This is a genomic window from Burkholderia sp. ABCPW 111, from assembly GCF_000773065.1.
Classification (GTDB): domain Bacteria; phylum Pseudomonadota; class Gammaproteobacteria; order Burkholderiales; family Burkholderiaceae; genus Burkholderia; species Burkholderia savannae.
This window is the reverse complement of sequence record NZ_JPWT01000127.1, coordinates 1-17,871: the sequence shown is the minus strand read 5'-3', so window position 1 is coordinate 17,871 and position 17,871 is coordinate 1. Positions and strand designations below refer to the sequence as shown.

The following is a 17,871-nucleotide window of genomic DNA, read 5'->3' as shown; positions in this document are numbered from 1 at the left end:
CGAACCGCCGAACCGCCGAACCGCCGAACCGCCGAACCGCCGAACCGCCGAACCGCCGAACCGCCGAACCGCCGAACCGCCGAACCGCCGAGCAAAACGAAGCGAGGGATGGAAGAACAAACGGACGTCGCCCCGACCGCGCTCCACCGGAATTCGGGCCGCGCGAATCGCCGTCTCGCGCGCCGTCGCCGCCCGCCGGCCCGCGCCGGCGCTCGGCCGAACGGCCAACGTCGCGTTTTTTTGGCCGGCGCGAACGGTGCCGGGCCCCCGGGCCGGATACAATAGCGCCCATGTCAGATCCCCGTTTCGTTCATCTTCGCGTTCACTCCGAATTCTCGATTGCCGACGGCATCGTGCGTCTCGACGATATCGTCAAGGCGGCGGCCGAAGACGGTCAGGGCGCGCTCGCCCTCACCGACCTCGGCAACGCGTTCGGTCTCGTCCGTTTCTACAAGGAAGCCCGCGACGCGGGCATCAAGCCGATCGCCGGCTGCGACGTCTGGATCACGAACCACGACGATCGCGACAAGCCGTCGCGGCTGCTGCTGCTCGTCAAGGACAAGCGCGGCTACCTGAATCTTTGCGAGCTGCTGTCGAAGGCGTGGCTCACGAACCAGTATCGCGGCCGCGCGGAGCTCGACGCGAGCTGGCTCGAAGGCGAGCTCGCCGAAGGGCTGCTCGCGCTGTCCGGCGCGCAGCAGGGCGATATCGGCCTCGCGCTCGCGGCCGGCAACGAAGCGTCCGCGCGCCGCCATGCCGAGCGCTGGGCGAAGACGTTTCCGGGCGGTTTCTACATCGAATTGCAGCGCTACGGCCAGCCGGGCGCCGAAGCGTACATCCAGCAGGCGGTGACGATCGCCGCCGAGCTGAAGCTGCCCGTCGTCGCGACGCATCCGCTGCAGTTCATGACGACCGACGATTTCACCGCGCACGAGGCGCGCGTGTGCATCTCGGAAGGCGACATCCTGGCGAATCCGCGCCGCCAGAAGCGCTTCACGACCGATCAATTCTTCCGCACGCAGCACGACATGGTCGCGCTGTTCGCCGACCTGCCGTCGGCGCTCGCGAACACGGTCGAGATCGCGAAGCGCTGCAACCTGACGCTCGAGCTCGGCAAGCCGAAGCTGCCGCTCTTCCCGACGCCCGATGGGATGTCGCTCGACGACTACCTCGTGCAGTTGTCGAAGGAGGGGCTCGAGAAGCGCCTCGCGCAGCTCTATCCGGACGAGGCCGCGCGCGAAGCGCAGCGCGACACGTACTATCAGCGCCTCGATTTCGAGTGCGGCACGATCAAGAAGATGGGCTTTCCGGGCTACTTCCTGATCGTCGCGGACTTCATCAACTGGGCGAAGAACAATGGCGTGCCGGTGGGCCCCGGCCGGGGCTCGGGCGCGGGCTCGCTCGTCGCGTACTCGCTCGGCATCACGGATCTCGATCCGCTGCGCTACAACCTGCTGTTCGAGCGTTTCCTGAATCCGGAGCGGGTGTCGATGCCCGACTTCGACATCGACTTCTGCCAGCACGGCCGCGACCGCGTGATCCAGTACGTGAAGGAGAAGTACGGCGCGGATGCCGTGTCGCAGATCGCGACGTTCGGCACGATGGCCGCGAAGGCGGCCGTGCGCGACATCGGGCGCGTGCTCGACCTCGGCTACATGTTCACCGACGGCGTCGCGAAGCTGATCCCGTTCAAGCCGGGCAAGCACGTGACGATCGCCGACGCGATGAAGGAAGAGCCGCTCCTGCAGGAGCGCTACGACAACGAGGACGAAGTCCACCAGTTGCTCGATCTCGCGCAGCGCGTCGAGGGCCTGACGCGCAACGTCGGGATGCACGCGGGCGGCGTGCTGATCGCGCCCGGCAAGCTGACCGACTTTTGCCCGCTCTACACGCAGGGCGATGAGGGCGGCGTCGTCAGCCAGTACGACAAGGACGACGTCGAAGCCGTCGGCCTCGTGAAGTTCGACTTTCTGGGCCTCACGACGCTCACGATTCTCGACTGGGCCGAGCGCTACATCCGCCGGCTCGATCCGACGAAGGCCGACTGGTCGCTCGCGCAGGTGCCGCTCGACGATCCCACTTCGTTCCAGATCCTGAAGAAGGCGAACACGGTCGCCGTGTTCCAGCTGGAAAGCCGCGGCATGCAGGGCATGCTGAAGGATGCGCAGCCCGACCGCTTCGAGGACATCATCGCGCTCGTGTCGTTGTACCGTCCGGGCCCGATGGACCTGATTCCGAGCTTCTGCGCGCGCAAGCACGGGCGCGAGAAGGTCGAGTATCCCGACATGCGCGTCGAACCCGTCCTGAAAGAGACCTACGGGATCATGGTCTATCAGGAGCAGGTGATGCAGATGGCGCAGATCATCGGCGGCTACTCGCTCGGCGGCGCAGACTTGCTGCGCCGCGCGATGGGCAAGAAGAAGCCCGAGGAGATGGCCAAGCACCGCGAGATCTTCGCCGAGGGCGCCGCGAAGAACGGCCTCGCGCGCGAGAAGTCCGACGAAATCTTCGACTTGATGGAGAAGTTCGCGGGCTACGGCTTCAACAAATCGCACGCGGCCGCCTACGCGCTGCTCGCGTACTACACCGCGTGGCTGAAGGCGCACCATCCGGCCGAATTCATGGCGGCCAACATGACGCTCGCGATGGACGACACCGACAAGGTGAAGATCCTGTACGACGACTGCGTCTTGAACAACCTTGCGGTGCTGCCGCCGGACATCAACCAGTCGCACTACCGTTTCGAGCCGGTCGCGGAGGCCGGCGGCAAGCGCTCGCACACGATTCGCTACGGCCTGGGCGCGATCAAGGGCAGCGGCCAGAACGCGATCGAGGAAATCCTGCGCGCGCGCGAGGAAAAGCCGTTTGCCGATCTGTTCGACTTCTGCGAGCGGATCGACCGGCGCGTCGTGAACCGCCGGACGATCGAGGCGCTGATTCGCGCGGGCGCGTTCGATTCGCTGCACGCGAGCCGCGCGCAATTGCTCGCGTCGGTGCCGCTCGCGATGGAGGCCGCCGAGCAGGCGGCCGCGAATGCGCTGCAGGCGGGGCTCTTCGACATCGGCGGCGAGCCCGCGCACCAGCACGCGCTGGTCGACGAGCCCGCATGGGACGACAAGCGCCGCCTGCAGGAAGAGAAGAGCGCGCTCGGCTTCTATCTGTCCGGCCACCTGTTCGACGCATACCGCGACGAAGTGCGCCGTTTCGTGCGCCAGAAGCTCGGCGAGCTGAAGGAAGGGCGCGACAAGGTGGTGGCGGGCGTGATCGCGTCGCTGCGCACGCAGATGACGCAGCGCGGCAAGATGGTGATCGCGCTGCTCGACGACGGCACCGGCCAGTGCGAAGTCACCGTGTTCAACGAGCAGTTCGACGTCAACCGCGCGCTTTTCAAGGAAGACGAGCTGCTGATCGTCCAGGGGCAGGCGCGCAACGATGCGTTCACGGGCGGAATCCGCTTCACGGCTGATTCGGTGATGGATATCGAGCGCGCGCGCAGCCGTTACGCGCAGGCGGTGCGCATGACGATGAACGGCAACGCGGACGCGGCGGCGCTGCGCCGCGTGCTCGAAGCGCACGTCGCGAAGCCCGACGAGACGCCGGCAGCCGAAGCGCCGGCGCCGCGCGGCGGCCGCGACGGCGGGCGGCGCGCGCAGCCCGTGATACCGAACGGCCTCGCCGTGCGGATCGCCTACAGCAACGCGCGCGCGCAAGGCGAGATGCGCTTGGGCGACGCGTGGCGCGTGAAGCCGAGCGACGCGTTGCTCGCCGATCTGCGCGCGGCGTTCGGCGGCAGCGTCGTCGAGATCGTCTACTGACCTCCAGCACGTTTTCCGGATTCATTTGAGGGCATTTTGAGCGTCAAGCCTACCCTAAGCAAACCGATCGGCGGCCAGGACGCGTCGTCGCCCGCCGTCGTGATGCGCCGCCTCTGGCCGTATGTGAAACCGCTCGTCTGGGTGCTCGTTGCCGGCGTGCTCGCGATGGCCGCGGTCGCCGCGACGGAAGCCGGGATTCCGGCGCTGCTGAAGCCGCTTCTCGACCACGGCTTCGGCTCGAAGGGCGACATGACGACGAAGCTGTACGTGCCCGCCGCAGTCGTCGGCCTCGCGCTTGCGCGAGCGCTTGCGCAATACGCGTCCGGCTATCTGCTGCAGTACGTGTCGAATCGCATCCTGCTCGATCTGCGCATCCAGATGTTCGAGCGGATGATCCATACCGGCGTGTCGTTCTTCCAGCGCGAGACGGCGAGCACGGTGATCAACGCGATCGTGTTCGAAGTGAACCAGGTGCTGAGCGTGCTGATGAGCGTCACGATCACGCTCGTGCGCGATTCGCTGACGGTCGTCTTCCTGCTCGGCTACCTGTTCTATCTGAACTGGCGGCTGACGCTCATCGTCGCGATCCTGCTGCCCTGCATCGGCTGGCTCGTCGGCAAGATCAACCGGCGGCTGCGCCGTTTGAATCGCGAGCACCAGATGCTCACGAACCAGCTCGCGTACATCGTCGAGGAGACGGTCGGCGGCTACAAGGTCGTCAAGGTCCACAACGGCGAGCCATACGAGATCGGGCGCTTTAACGAACTGAGCCGCAAGCTGCGCGGCTATTCGATGCGGATGACGGTGTCGGGCGGGCTGGCGCAGCCGCTCACGCAGTTTCTCGCGTCAATCGCGCTCGCAATCGTGCTGACGATCGCGGTGGTCCAGTCGGCGAACGATCAGACGACGGTCGGCGGTTTCGTCGCGTTCGTGACCGCGATGTTGCTCATCATTTCGCCGCTCAAGCACCTGATGGACGTGAACCAGCCGCTGCAGCGCGGGATGACCGCGGCCGAGCTGATCTTCGGGCTGATCGACGAGCCGCGCGAGCCGGAAGGCGGCGGCAAGCCGCTCGCGCGCGCGTCGGGCGCGATCGAGTTCAGCCACGTGTCGTTCTCGTACGGCATGCCGCGCGACGGCCGGCAGACGCTCGACGACGTGTCGTTTACCGTCGCGCCGGGCGAGATGGTCGCGCTTGCCGGGCCGTCGGGCAGCGGCAAGACGACGCTCGTCAATCTGCTGCCGCGCTTTTTCGACCCGTCGTCGGGCTCGGTGCGCGTCGACGGCGTCGCGCTTCCCGAGTACAGCCTGCACGACCTGCGCAACCAGATCGCGATGGTGAGCCAGGACGTCGTGCTGTTCAACGATTCGATCGCGGCGAACGTCGCATACGGCCAGACGCCGGAGCGCGATCGCGTCGAGGCGGCGCTGCGCGCCGCGAATCTGTGGGACACCGTCACCGCGATGCCGGAAGGCATCGACACGCTCGTCGGCGACAACGGGATGCGGCTGTCGGGCGGCCAGCGCCAGCGGCTCGCGATCGCGCGCGCGATCTACAAGGATGCGCCGATCCTGATTCTCGACGAGGCGACATCCGCGCTCGATTCCGAATCCGAGCGGCACGTGCAGGCCGCGCTCGAGACGCTGATGAAGGGGCGTACGACGCTCGTGATCGCGCACCGTCTGTCGACGATCGAACGCTCGGACCGGATTCTCGTGCTCGAAGGGGGCAAGATCGTCGAAAGCGGCAGCCATCGCGAACTGCTCGAGCAGCGCGGGTTGTACGCGCATTTGCATCGCATTCAGTTCCAGCAGGACGCAGGGTGAGCGGCGAACTTCCGGGCGGACGGGTCCCTGGCGAGCCCGATCGCCGCGCGATGAAGATCGGCCTGTCCTGCAATGCGTTCAGGTACGGCGGCGGGCTCGAGCGCTACGCGATCGACCTCGCGCGCGGTCTGGCCGATGTCGGGTTTCGGCCTGCGGTTTTTGCGCGTTCGTTCGATCCGTCGGTGCCGGAGTACGGGCGCGTCGAGCCGCACCGCATCAACGTGTCGTTCCTGCCCGGCAAGTGCCGCGACGCCTGGTTTTCGTGGCGGCTGCGCGTCGCTCGCCGCGCGTCACCCGTCGACGTGCTGATCGGCTGCAACCGGGTCGATTCGTCGGAGATCGCGATCTGCGGCGGCACCCATCTCGGATTTCTCGACGCGCTCGGTCGTACGCCGACCTTCTTCGATCGCCGCCAGATCGCGCTCGAGCGCCGTCAATATGAACGTGCGCGCTTCGTCGTTGCGCACTCGGTGCTGATGCGCGACGAACTGCGTCGTTTCTACGGGCTCGGCGACGACAAGATCCGCGTGTTGTTCCCGCCCGTCGACGCCGCGCGCTTCGCGCCGGTCGGCGCCGCGCGCCGCGCCGAGCTACGCAGGCGCTTCGGCTTCGCCGACGACGAGATCGTGCTCCTGTTCCCGTCGAGCAGCCACGAGCGCAAAGGGCTGCCGCTCATCGAAGCGGTGCTGCGCGACGGTGGGCCGCCCGTCGTCGTCGCGGTCGCGGGCAGGCCGCCGGAGCGGACGTCGCAGCGGCTGCGCTACGTCGGCTACGTGAAGGACATCGAGGACGGCTACCGCGCCGCCGATTTCACGATCCTCGCATCGAAATACGAGCCGTTCGGGCTCGTCGGCATCGAATCGGTGATGTGCGGCACGCCTGTCATTCTGTCGTCGAACATCGGCTGCTGCGACGCGATCGCGCCGTCGGCGAAGCTCGTGTTCACCCCCGGCGATGCGGCCGGGTTGCGCGCGACGTTGGGCGACGCAGTGCAGCGGGCGAGGGCGGGCGCGGCGCACGTCGAATCGAGCGCGGCGGCGCACGCGGCCATCCGGTACGATTCGAGCGTCGCGCGCCACGTCGAGCAATTACTCGACCTGGCCGCCGAGACCGGAGGCCGCGGGCGCGACGAACCGCGATGACGCGCGCTCGCGCGTGGCTTACGGCGTGTCTTTCATCAGGGTATTGGTGCCGGGAGCGCATGGGCCGGATGGTATACTCCGCCAGTTCGGCCCAGCCCGCGATCGCGCTTGCAGCGCATCGCGGGCTGGGCCGCGTGTCCTGGCCCGGCACTGAGAAATGCACGTCGGTTTCGCGGATGTCCTGCGGGGTGACGGGGCCTCTGGTTTGTTCTTCGCAATATGAACCGTGGAAATCCTGCATGACGAAACGGCTTTCGGCCGGCCTCCGGCGCATCGCATCTCAAGTGGCGGAATCGATCAGCCGTTGAATTAATCGAATGAGCAGACTTCACGGCCGGTTCCACATCTTCGCGCGAGCGCTGCCGAGGCTTGCCCTCAAGCCGTTGCACCGCAAGCCCGCGCAACTGCGGCGCATCCTGATCGCGCATCATCTGCTGCTCGGCGATACGCTGCTGCTGACGCCGCTCGTCGCGAAGCTGCGCGAGCAGCACCCGGATGCGCAGATCGTGCTGGCGTGCCCGAAGGCGATTGTGCCGCTTTATGCAAAGCGGCCGTTCGGGGTGGACGCGTTCGCGTTCGATCCGCGCGACGGCACATCGGTCAAGCGCCTGCTTGCGTCGGGGCCGTACGACCTCGGGATCGTCGCGGGCGATAACCGCCACAGCTGGCTTGCGCTCGGCGCGGGCTGTCGCTGGATCGTCGCACATGCGGGCGACGCGCCCGCGTGGAAGAACTGGCCGGTCGACGAGCTGATTCCGTATCCGGACGCGCCCGCCGCGTGGGCCGATTTCGCCGCCGAGCTCGTCGACGGGCCCGCGCCGCGGCCGTACCGTCCGGCCGACTGGCCCGCGCCGCAGGCGAGCGCGCAGTTGCCCGCCGAGTTGTGCGGGCGGCCCTACGTCGTGCTTCATCCGGGCGCGAGCACCACGGTCAAGTGCTGGCCGTCCGAGCGCTGGCTCGAGCTCGCCGCGCGCGTGGAGGCGGCGGGCTATCTGCCCGTCTGGAGCGGCGGGCCGAGCGAGGTCGAGCTCGTGGCCGAGATCGGCCCCGATCCGGGGCAGCCGAATCTTGCCGGCCGGCTCGGCCTCGCCGATCTGTGGCATTTGCTGGATGGTGCGCGGGCGGTCGTATGTCCCGACACCGGCGTCGCGCATCTCGCGCGTCTCGTCGGCGTGCCGACCGTCGCGCTGTTCGGTCCCGGCAACGCCGGCATTCACGGCGCGGGGCGCTATTGGCAGGACGCGCCGTTCGTCGCGCTGACGATCGCGGACATGCCGTGCCGCGACCAGCCGTCGATTTTTCGGCGTCATGTCGAGTGGGTGCGGCGCTGCGATCGAAATGCGTCGACCTGCGTCGCATGGCACGGCGATCATGCGGACTGCATGGGACGTCTTTCAGTGGATGCGGCGCATCGTGCGCTGCAAAACGTTCTGGCGCTTGCGCCGTCAAGTTCAAGTCGATGACGATAATGACATCGCGCGTCGAGCGCGTGCTTTGGATTGCCTGTCCCACGTTGATGTTCGCCGTGATGTTCGGCCACATGAACGGAGTCGTCAACACGACGCTCGCGTTGATCGGCGCGGGCACGCTCGCCGGCATCCTGTCCGCGAACCGGCCGCCGTTCCGGCAATGGCCGCTCGTTCTGCCGATCGTTGCGTGGGCCGCGTGGAGCCTCGCGTCGGTCGGATGGTCGCTGTATCCGCACGTGAGCATGCGCGCATGGTTCGACGAGGTGCTGTATCCGCTCGTCACGTTTTGGGGTTTCTGGCTGTTCGGCTCGCGGGTGGAGCGCCCCGAGCGGCCGGTGCTCGTCGTGTGGGGCGCGTGCGTGCTGCTCGCGTTGCTGAGCGCGTTCTATTGGGGGCGCCTGCAGCCGCCGACGCCGGACGTTTTCCCGATTCGCTTCTACAACCGCGTCGGTCATACGAGCACGCTCGTCGTGTTCGCGATGCCGCTGTTCGCCGCGTTGCTGCTGCGCGCGCGCTGGCGCGCGATCGGCGTGATCGGGCTTGTCGCGTGCGGGTTCGTCGGGCTCGCGAGCCTGAATCGCTTCTTTTGGCCGGCAGCGGGCGCGACGCTCGTCGTCGCGTTCTATCCGCTCTATAGGCGGCGGCTCGGCGCGAGCGTCGTCGCGATCGCGCTCCTCGGCGCCGCGGCGCTCGGCATGCTCGAATACAGCGCGCGCGAGCGCGATCCGACCGCGTCGGCGGCGAGCGCTTCGGCGTCGTCGGCCGCGCGCGACATCACGGTCGCGGGGCAGCGGGTCTACGTGCCGGGCGAGCTGAACGCGCTCGGCGACACGCTGTCGTCCGACACGCGCCCGAAGCTCTGGGCGTTCTACGCGGAGCAGGGCAGGCACCATGCTTGGCTCGGCGTGGGCTTCGGCAAGCCGCTTCCCGGGCACGCGTACGCGGCCGCCGCGCCGCCGTTGCTGCTGCGCATCGAGCCGCAGGCGCTCACGCATGCGCACAACCTGTTTCTCAATACGTGGCTGCAGACGGGCTATATCGGCGTTGCGTTCGAGGCGATGCTGTTCGTGAGTCTCGCGGGCGCGTTCTGGCGCCTGCGGCGCGACGTGCCGGCCGTGTCCGCCGGGGGCCTCGCGCTCGTCGTCGGGATGATTGCGAAGAACACCGTCGACGACTTCATGTGGCAGACGACGATGCTCGCGTTCTGGTCATTCGCGGGTTTCCTGCTCGGCTGCGGCGAACGCGACGCACGCATGCCGCGCGCGTTGCGGAGCGCGGACGCGCGATGACGATGCCCGCCGCTCCCGCTACGCAGGCCGCCGCGCCGGCGCAAAACGTCGCCGGCCCGAGCGCGCGGCGCGTGCGCATCCTGTTTCACATCGACGATTTCGGCCGAGGCGGCACCGAGACCGCGCTGCTCGGCTGGCTCAACGCGCTCGACCGCAGCGTGTTCGAGGTCGGGCTGTCGGTCACGTATCCGACGCAGGATCTGACGACGTGGTGCGCGAAGGCGATTCCGCCCGACGTTGCGCTGCAGGTGCTCGCTCCCGAGCGATGGATGCATGCGCTCCACCAGCGCGAGCGCGGGCGCAAGCTGCGCGGCGGCGAGAAGCTGCTGCACAAGGCGTCGACGCATGGGTTGATTCGCCCGATCGTCGCCCGCCGCTTCCTGAGGCTCGCGCGCAGCTACGACGTGATCTGCGATTTCGACTTCTCGCTGCGCCGCATCGCCGGGCAGGGCGGTGCGCCGTGGATCGGCGTCAGCCATTACAGCTTCGCCGCGCGGTTCGGCGACAAGAGCGCGTCGTACATGGCGCGGCGCGTACGCCAGTACGAGCGATATGCGGCACTCGCCGTGCTCACGCCCGACATGCGGCGCGAGGCGGAACCGCTCTTCGCGAATACTCGCGTCGTCGTCACCGCGCTGCCGAACGTGATCGATCCGGCGGCGCTGCGCGCGCGGGCGGACGAGCCGGCCGAGCTGCCGGACGGGCGCTTCATCGTGTCGGTCGCGCGGCTCGACGAAGGGCAGAAGGATCATCGGACCTTATTGCGCGCGTATGCGAAAGTGCGGGCGCGCCGCGCCGACGCGCCGCGCCTCGTGCTCGTCGGCGACGGTCCGGACCGCCGCGTGCTCGAGCGGCTCGCGGGCGAGCTCGGGTTGCACGACGCGGTGCGGTTCACGGGTTTTTGCGCGAATCCGTTTCCGTACGTGCGCGCGGCCGACATGCTGATCCTGAGCAGCCGTTACGAAGGCTTCGGGATGGTGCTCGGCGAGGCGATGGCGCTCGGCACGCCGGTGATCTCGTCCGATTGTCCGACGGGGCCGCGCGACCTGCTCGACGGCGGTCGCGGCGGGCTGCTCGTCTCGCCCGGTGACGCCGATGGGCTCGCGGACGCGATCGAGCGGATGCTCGCCGACGACGCGCTGCGCGCGTCGCTCGTCGCGCATGCGGCGCACAAGGTCGAATCGTTCGGCCCGCGCGCGGCGAACGCGCGCATGCAGGCGCTCGCCGCGCAACTGCTCAAGCGGGCGTGAGTTCGCTCGCGTCGCATGGGCGTGCGACGCGAATTCGCTAAAATGTCCAGTCGCCCGTTCTTCCTGCCTTCACCGTGACCGCTTCGTTGACGCTCCCCCGGCCGCCGCGCACCATTCTCGTGTCCTGTACGCGCCGCCTCGGCGACGTGTTGCTGACGACGCCGCTCGTCCGCTCGCTGAAGGCGCGCTGGCCCGACGCGCAGATCGACATGATCGTGTTTCGCGGCACCGAAGGCGTGCTCGAGCACAATCCCGACATCCGGCGCGTGATCACGGTCGCGCAGCGCGCGCGGCCGAAGGAGCGCATCGCCGACGCGCTGCGCATCTGGCGCAAGTACGACCTCGCTTGCGCGGCGATCAACTCCGATCGCGCGCGTTTTTACGCGTTCTTCGCGGGCCGCAAGCGGATCGGGCTCGTCGATCCCGACCGGCTCACGTGGCTCACGCGCTTCATCCTGAACGGCATCGTGCTCGACGCGCATCGCGACGTGCATACCGTCACAAGCAATCTTTCGCTTGCCGGCGCGCTGGGCGCGACGCCGTGCGCCGACGTCGTCGCGCCCGGCATCGGCGACGATCCCGCCGCGCGCGCGCGCTTCGACGCGAAGCTGTACGCGACGCCCGCGCTCACGCGCGGCGAGCCGTACGTCGTGCTGCATCCGTATCCGATGTTCCGCTACAAGCAGTGGCGCGAGGACGGCTGGGTCGATCTCGTACGCTGGGCGCGCAGCCGGGGCTTCGCGGTCGCGCTGAGCGGCGGCCCCGCGCAGGCCGAGCGCGACTACGCGGCGCGGATCGCGCGGGCGTCGGGCGAGCCGGTGCTGAACATGGCGGGCGAGCTGTCGTTCGGCGAGAGCGCCGAAATGTTCCGGCGCGCGCGGCTCTTCATCGGCCCGGACACCGGCGCGACGCATGTCGCCGCCGCCTGCGGCGTTCCGACGATCGCGTTGTTCGGGCCGTCGAATCCGACGCGCTGGGGCCCATGGCCCGCGCACTGGCCGGCCGGCAACGAGCCGTGGCCGCTGCGCGGCTCGGGGCGGCGCGGCAACGTCTATCTGTTGCAGGGCGAAGGCGACTGCGTGCCGTGCAAGCTCGAAGGCTGCGACCGTCATCTGGAAAGCTGGAGCCGATGCCTGACGGAATTGTCGTCGGCGCGCGCGATCGGCGTCGCGACCGACATGCTCGGTCTCGGCGCGGCGCACGCGCAGGCCGACGGCGCGGTGCCGGTCGACGTCAGCCGGCTCGGCGCGCGGAAGTAGGGGCACGTCTGCCGCGCCTCGCATAACCGGGACGACGCGGCGAAGCATCGGCGAATCTTGCCGACGCGGTTCGTTCGGCGGGCGCAGCCGATCAGGCGCGCGGCGGCACGCAACGCGCGGCCGCGCCGGCGCGACGTTCGCGATTGGCGCCATGCATATGCGGCATGGTCGGCGAAGCGTTGTAATGTGCAGACCGCGGACCGCGGACCGCGGACCGACGCAATGGCTTGTCGCGCTTGGCCCGGCGACAATGTGCCGGCGCCGATTCTTCGCGCCGCGCCTGAGGCGGCTTCACGCGATGCGGCGTCGTTTCCTGCCGACGCCATTTCCCCGGCGCGCTTGCTCCAGTGACGTCGCGGGCGTCGCTCGTGCGCGCCTCAGTTGCCCGCCTTCTCCGGCCGCGGATGTCCAAGCTTCAGGAAGCGGTAGTAGACCGTCTCGGCATTGAACACGGCGATCATGAAGCCGGCCCGTCCGTCCAGGAAGCCGCGCCGCAGCAGATACGTCCGCGCGAACGCCCATGCGGCGCGGCCGAGCGCCTTCGCGAATCCGCCGCGCTTGCCCGCCTCGCGCCGCTGTGCCGCGCCTGCGCTCGAATATGCGTCGAGCTTGCGCAGCACGGTTTCGAAGTCCTCGTACGAATAGTGGAGCAGTTGGCCGTCGAGCCTCGCGGACGGCCCGTCGAACACGAGCCGCTCGTGGACGAGATCGTCGGAAAAGCGCGCCGATTCGCGCTGGAAGAGGCGCGGCACCCAATCCGGATACCAGCCGCTATGGCGCACCCAGCTGCCGCAGAAGCTCGATAGCCGATCGAGCGCGTAGACCTGCGCGCGCGGCGCGCGGATCGCCGCCTGGATCGACGCGGCGAGTTCGGGCGTGACGATCTCGTCGGTGTCGATCGACAGAACCCAGTCGGTGTCGAGCGCGGCGACCGCGCGATTCTTCTGTGGCCCGAACCCCGGCCAGTCGGCGGCGACGATCACGCGCGCGCCGTGCGCCTTCGCGATTTCGACGGTCGAGTCGGTGCTGCCGCCGTCGACGACGACGACGTCATCGGCGAACGACAGCGCGTCGAGACATTCGGCTAGCCGGGCCGCGGCGTTGAGGGCGATGAGGGCGACGCCGAGAGTGGGTTCTGCCATGAAAGCGATGGGTTGGTGCGAGGCGGGTGTTGAGAGTGAGCGCGAGTATACCCGCGCGGCGCGTGGCGGCCCGCGATGTCGCGCAAGCGGGGGCGCGGCTCGCCGCGTGGGGCGGCTCACGAGGCCGCGGCGCATCGAGCTGGATGGGCGGATCGAATGGACGAGCGGATAGAGCGGATAGAGCGGATCGAGCGGATCGAGCGGATCGAGCGGGGCAAGCGAGGCGGTGGCCCCGAGGAATCGGAGGGCCTGATTGTCCGGATGCGCGGAAGGCGGGGGCGAAAGAACGATCGGGCGGCCCGCAACGGCAGCCGCATGGCCGAATCGTACGCGGTTTGCGGCGCCTCACGTTATTTTTCATCACGACCCGCAATTCCGGGCGGATCAGCCGCGATGTGCTACCTTTTTCTATGCGCCCCGGCGCCAACGGCCGGTTGCGCCTTTTCACGGAGAGATTCGATGAAAGCACATCGCATGTTGTGGATTTCGATGGTCGCCGCCGGCGCGCTCGTGTCGTCGCTCGCCGTCGCTCAACCGCACGGCCCGGGCGGGCCGGGCGATGAGCGTCATGGGCCGCCTCCCGGCAAGCATTACGGCCGCGATCATGGCAATCACGGCGAGCGCGGCGATCAAGGCGGCCCGCGTCCCGGCGAGCATCGCGGCGACGAAAACGCCGCATGGCGTCGCGGCGATCGTCTGCCTGACGAATACCGGGACCGCCAGTACGTGATCGACGACTGGCGCGGCTACCGCCTGTCGCCGCCGCCGCGCGGCTATCACTGGGTCGGGATCGGCGGCGATTATCTGCTCGTGCGCATTTCGACGGGCGTCATCCTGCAGATCGGGCCGTAAGCCGGCCGGCGCGCGGCGCGCCGCACGCGGGCCTTCGCGCGATCCGCACGGGGCGGGCGGGGCGAGCGCCGCGCACGTTCCGGTTCCGGGCGGCTCGGGATCGGACTGGCAGCTCCATTGCGGCTTCATTGCGGCACCAGCGCGGCATCGGGGCGGGCATCCGTCAGGTTGCCGCGCGATGCGAGCCGATGCGGCCTCGTGCCGCGCCGTCATTTCCGCGCGCGCGGCGGCCCATTTTGGGTTTCCGGTCGCGGCTTCAGCTTTTGGCGAACCAGCGCCGCTCGATTTGCGACATCGTCCAGCCGACCGCCATCGCGCACGCGGTGCCGAGCGTCACCTCGCCGAGCCGCACGAGCGGGATGTCCCACAGCGGGCCTTCGCCGGGGAACAGCAGCACGATCGTCGCGGTGATCGCGCCGAGCCGCGCCGCGCTGCCGACGTTCAGACACCAGCAGCAGACGATCGCGGCCACGATCGTCACCGCGTACGCGACGAAGTGGCCGGCGCCCGTCGCCGCGCCCGCGAAGCCGATCAGGCCGCCCACCATCGCGCCGATGAACTGGTCGCGCGACAGGCTGATCGTGTCCGTGTAGTTGTGCTGCGTGACCGCGATCGCGGTGATCGCCGCCCACACGGCCTGCTCGGTGTGCAGCGCGCGGCCGATTCCGTAGGCGAGGCACGCGCCGCTCGCGGCCTGCACCGCCATCAGCAGGCCTTGCAGCAGGCGTTCCTTGAGCGAAAGGCCCTTGAACAGGTCGAGCACCGATTCCTGGATCTGCCGGCGCGCGTCGTTGAATGCTTTGATCGTTTCCATCGGGTTCATGCAGGGATTGGGGAATCAGCAGTGACTGCCGCACGGTCGGCGCGCGCGGGCGGCGGCGCGCATCGATCGCCGCCCCGCCGTCACGTGCGCGCCGAAACGGCGACGCGTCGCCGTTTCGGCGGCTGCGGCGGGCGCACCGTGCGCGTCGCGGCCACATCGAGCATCGTGCGGCCCCATGTCTGTCGTCGCGTTCGTTCGCGCTCGTCGTCGTGTCTGTCGTCGGTCGGCCGGCCGTCGCGCGCGACATCGCCCGCCGCGTTACTGCGCCGGCTCGGCGCTCGGGCGCTCGGCGTCGTCGACGAACGCCGCGTCGCGCGTCTCGGGCATCGCGAACCAGACGAGCAGCGTCGCGAGCGCGCCCGCGGCGGCGAGTCCGAAGAAGCTCGTCGCGTTGCCGAAGTGGTCGGCCGCGAAGCCGGCGAGCGCGGTACTGAGCGTTGCGCCGACGCCGGCCGCCAGTCCGAAGAGCCCGATGCATAGGTTGTAGCGCCCCTTGCCGCCCGCGACGTCGGCGGCGACGAGCGGCAGCATCACGCCGAACACGGCGGCGCTGATGCCGTCGAGCATCTGCACCGGCACGAGCAGGTATGGGCTCGAGACGCCCGCGAACAACAGCGCGCGCAGCGGCAGCGCGGCGAAGCCGAGCAGCAGGATCGGCCGGCGCCCCCAGCGCTGCGCCGAGCGGCCGACCCAGGGCGAGAGCATCGCGACGATCGCCTGCGGCACGATGATGCACGCGGCGATCACGAGCTGCACGTTCTCGCCCATGCCCGCCGTCACTTCGCCCGCCGCGAGGTTCAGCATCGCCGCGTTCGACAGGTGGAACAGCACGACGCACGCGGCGAAGATCAGCATCCGCTTGTCGCGCAGCAACTCGCGCAGCGTTTCGCGCTCTTCCTCGTCGTCGGTGCCGTCGCGCGGCGCGGCCGCGCGCGGGGCCGCGTGGTGGTGATGGTGCGTCGGCTCGATCATCGCGAGCGCGACGAGCGCTGGCAGCGCGAGCGCCGCCGTCAGCCAGAACACCGCGCGCGCGGAGAAGTACTCGCCCGTGAGCCCCATCAGGCCCGCCGCGACCGCGCTGCCGAGCGACGCCCAGCGGGCGTTGCGGCCGAGCCGGTCGCCGAGGTTCTCGCGGCCGACGAGCGCGAACGAGATTGCCGCCATTGCCGGCACGAGCATGCAGCTCGCGAAGCCGTGGAACACCTCGGCCGCGATCACGGGCACGATGGTCGGGCTCGTGGCGAGCAGCACCGCGGACAGGATGATCGCGGCGATCGCCCAGGCCGCCGCGCCTTTCTTGTTCTTCAGCGCGTCGACGGCCGCGCCGCCCGGCACCTGGCTCACCATCGCGCTGATCGTGCCGATCGACAGCACCATGCCGATCTCGCCCTGCGTCCACTTGTGCGAAGCCAGATACGACGCGATGAACGGACCGAAGCCCGTTTGCACGTTTGCGACGAAGAAGTTGAGCCAGTCGAGGGCGCGCAGGCTACGCGCGCTGACCGCATGCCGGAGCGTCATCGTTTCGCCCCTGCTTGAGCGGCGGCCGGCGCGGCCGCAGGGGCCACGGCCGGCGAGACGGCGAGGATCGGCTTGTCGCCGGCATAGGGCGGCGACGCCTTGAGCTGCGCGTCGCTCAGATCGAGCAGCGCGCGCAGCGATTTGTTCTTCGGCGCGAAGCGCAGCGCCGACCAGTTCGCGGCGATCGTGTGCCGGTCCGGATCGACGAGGCCGCCGACGTCGAGCACGACCGCCTGCGGCTGCGCGTCGCGGCCGATCAGCACGTCGACGACGCGGCCGATCTTCGCGCCGTTCGGGCGTTCGACGTCCGCGTCGATGATGCGCATCTGGCCGGGCTCGGCGCCCGCCTGCGTCGAGCCCGTGAGCGGCACCGTTCTCGGGCGGTCGGCGGGCGGCAGTTGCGCGGCCGCCGGCATGTCGAGGACGATCGGCTCTTGCCTGCCGCCCGGCGTGAAGCGGAACAGCTTCCACGGGAAGCTCACCTTGCGATCGCCGACGCCCATGAAGCCCTGCAGGTTCACGAGCATTTCGCGCGGCGCGCCGTTCGCGTCGGCCGTCATGTCGACCGCGCGGCCGATCACCTTGCCGCTGCGCCGCACTTCGCTGTCGAGCAGCGCGTGCACCTGGCCGCGCTCGATCGCGCGCGTCGTCACGAGCGGCGCGGGCGCAGACGCGGGCACGGGAGGCGGCGGCGCGGCGCGCGCCGGCTTCTTCGGCGGCGCGGCTTCGTGGTGCGGCTTCTTCGGCGGCGCGGCCTCGGCCGGCTCGGGCGCGCTCGCGGGCTCCGGGGCCGCGACGGGCTCGCTCGCCGGCTCGACGGGCACGGCGACCGCCTCGACGACGGGCGCGGGCGCCTGCGGCGCGCGGAACAGCGCGCAACCGGACAGCGCAAGCGTGGCGAGGACGACGGGAGCCGCAGTGGCGACGGGACTGGGGAGACGGAAGGCAGGACGCGGGAATCCGCCGCTCATCAAGAAATACTCCATGAACTGGGGCAGGCCGCGCGGGCGGTCGCTGTCGATGATGGCTGACGCCCCGAGGGCATCGCGGGAGGACAGAGTTTAACCTGTGAGGAATACGTGCCGGGGAAACGGCGCGCGGCGTTCGAATCGAATGGTACGCCCGTGCGGGCAGTGGTGGGGCGGGGGACGGATGGGCGGCGGCGATCGGCGGATGGCGAACGGCGGGTGATTCGCATTCGGCTTTTTGTTTTTCGATGTCTTTTGCCTCGCCCCGCCGAGGGATTTTTCGCGGGCGGGGCGCGAGGCGGCGGCCGCTCTCGATACGGCGGTCGCGAGGCTCGGCATTCGGCGGGGCCGAGGCGTCGCGGCGATTACTGGCCGATACGACGGAACCCGGAACCAGGCGGCGGGCACCAACTGCCGAACGTCGAACGTCGAACGTCGAACGTCGAACGTCGAACGTCGAACGTCGAACGTCGAACGTCGAACGTCGAACGTCGAACGTCGAACGTCGAACGTC

General features: G+C 69.2%; 12 protein-coding genes. 8 read left to right on the top strand and 4 right to left on the bottom strand.

The genetic code is table 11. From position 1 onward, the window contains the following. Positions 1 to 290: 290 nt before the first annotated feature. The 7 genes from dnaE to rfaQ all read left to right on the top strand — a co-directional run bounded on the left by dnaE (position 291) and on the right by rfaQ (position 12,051). The gene (gene dnaE / locus X946_RS27900; RefSeq protein WP_038754833.1) at positions 291 to 3,815 is read left to right on the top strand and encodes a DNA polymerase III subunit alpha; all 3,525 of its coding nucleotides are present in this window, start codon (positions 291 to 293) and stop codon (positions 3,813 to 3,815) included. Between the two features lie 36 nt (positions 3,816 to 3,851). Beyond that, complete coding sequence (gene msbA, locus X946_RS27895) at positions 3,852 to 5,642, top strand: lipid A export permease/ATP-binding protein MsbA (protein WP_038754830.1); 1,791 nt, start codon at positions 3,852 to 3,854, stop codon at positions 5,640 to 5,642. Between the two features lie 50 nt (positions 5,643 to 5,692). Further along, positions 5,693 to 6,784, top strand: coding sequence for a glycosyltransferase family 4 protein (locus tag X946_RS27890; protein ID WP_038754827.1), 1,092 nt, complete (start codon positions 5,693 to 5,695; stop codon positions 6,782 to 6,784). A gap of 317 nt (positions 6,785 to 7,101) precedes the next feature. After that, a complete protein-coding gene (locus X946_RS27885; RefSeq protein ID WP_038754824.1) occupies positions 7,102 to 8,247 on the top strand; it encodes a glycosyltransferase family 9 protein in 1,146 nt (381 codons plus the stop codon). Further along, positions 8,244 to 9,542: an O-antigen ligase family protein gene (locus X946_RS27880; protein WP_038754822.1), complete on the top strand. Its 1,299-nt coding sequence runs from the start codon at positions 8,244 to 8,246 to the stop codon at positions 9,540 to 9,542. The genes X946_RS27885 and X946_RS27880 overlap by 4 nt, the downstream gene beginning before the upstream one ends. After that, a complete protein-coding gene (locus X946_RS27875) occupies positions 9,539 to 10,792 on the top strand; it encodes a glycosyltransferase (protein WP_038754819.1) in 1,254 nt (417 codons plus the stop codon). The genes X946_RS27880 and X946_RS27875 overlap by 4 nt, the downstream gene beginning before the upstream one ends. A gap of 86 nt (positions 10,793 to 10,878) precedes the next feature. Further along, positions 10,879 to 12,051, top strand: coding sequence for a putative lipopolysaccharide heptosyltransferase III (gene rfaQ / locus X946_RS27870; RefSeq protein ID WP_038754816.1), 1,173 nt, complete (start codon positions 10,879 to 10,881; stop codon positions 12,049 to 12,051). A gap of 377 nt (positions 12,052 to 12,428) precedes the next feature. Here rfaQ and X946_RS27865 read toward each other — a convergent pair whose 3' ends face one another. After that, complete coding sequence (locus X946_RS27865; protein WP_038754813.1) at positions 12,429 to 13,193, bottom strand: glycosyltransferase family 2 protein; 765 nt, start codon at positions 13,191 to 13,193, stop codon at positions 12,429 to 12,431. A 459-nt stretch (positions 13,194 to 13,652) separates the two neighbouring features. Here X946_RS27865 and X946_RS27860 point away from each other — a divergent pair, with 459 nt between their 5' ends. Continuing rightward, a complete protein-coding gene (locus tag X946_RS27860) occupies positions 13,653 to 14,045 on the top strand; it encodes an RcnB family protein (protein ID WP_038754811.1) in 393 nt (130 codons plus the stop codon). Between the two features lie 256 nt (positions 14,046 to 14,301). On the opposite strand, the gene X946_RS27855 is transcribed toward X946_RS27860, so the two are convergent. The 3 genes from X946_RS27855 to X946_RS27845 all read right to left on the bottom strand — a co-directional run bounded on the left by X946_RS27855 (position 14,302) and on the right by X946_RS27845 (position 17,360). Next, the gene (locus tag X946_RS27855) at positions 14,302 to 14,859 is read right to left on the bottom strand and encodes an FUSC family protein (RefSeq protein ID WP_052145211.1); all 558 of its coding nucleotides are present in this window, start codon (positions 14,857 to 14,859) and stop codon (positions 14,302 to 14,304) included. Between the two features lie 267 nt (positions 14,860 to 15,126). Beyond that, positions 15,127 to 16,389: an MFS transporter gene (locus X946_RS27850; protein ID WP_038754805.1), complete on the bottom strand. Its 1,263-nt coding sequence runs from the start codon at positions 16,387 to 16,389 to the stop codon at positions 15,127 to 15,129. Further along, positions 16,386 to 17,360, bottom strand: a complete 975-nt coding sequence (locus X946_RS27845; RefSeq protein WP_038754836.1) for a hypothetical protein — start codon at positions 17,358 to 17,360, stop codon at positions 16,386 to 16,388. Before X946_RS27845 ends, X946_RS27850 begins: the two co-directional genes overlap by 4 nt. Positions 17,361 to 17,871 lie beyond the last annotated feature (511 nt).

Bases quoted from the DNA above. Each gene is read 5' to 3' on its own strand.
- dnaE (WP_038754833.1), top strand. From the start codon at position 291: ATGTCAGATCCCCGTTTCGTTCATCTTCGCGTTCACTCCGAATTCTCG.
- X946_RS27890 (WP_038754827.1), top strand. From the start codon at position 5,693: ATGAAGATCGGCCTGTCCTGCAATGCGTTCAGGTACGGCGGCGGGCTC.
- X946_RS27885 (WP_038754824.1), top strand. From the start codon at position 7,102: ATGAGCAGACTTCACGGCCGGTTCCACATCTTCGCGCGAGCGCTGCCG.
- X946_RS27880 (WP_038754822.1), top strand. From the start codon at position 8,244: ATGACGATAATGACATCGCGCGTCGAGCGCGTGCTTTGGATTGCCTGT.
- X946_RS27875 (WP_038754819.1), top strand. From the start codon at position 9,539: ATGACGATGCCCGCCGCTCCCGCTACGCAGGCCGCCGCGCCGGCGCAA.
- X946_RS27865 (WP_038754813.1), bottom strand. From the start codon at position 13,193: ATGGCAGAACCCACTCTCGGCGTCGCCCTCATCGCCCTCAACGCCGCG.
- X946_RS27860 (WP_038754811.1), top strand. From the start codon at position 13,653: ATGAAAGCACATCGCATGTTGTGGATTTCGATGGTCGCCGCCGGCGCG.
- X946_RS27855 (WP_052145211.1), bottom strand. From the start codon at position 14,859: ATGGAAACGATCAAAGCATTCAACGACGCGCGCCGGCAGATCCAGGAA.
- X946_RS27850 (WP_038754805.1), bottom strand. From the start codon at position 16,389: ATGACGCTCCGGCATGCGGTCAGCGCGCGTAGCCTGCGCGCCCTCGAC.
- X946_RS27845 (WP_038754836.1), bottom strand. From the start codon at position 17,360: ATGAGCGGCGGATTCCCGCGTCCTGCCTTCCGTCTCCCCAGTCCCGTC.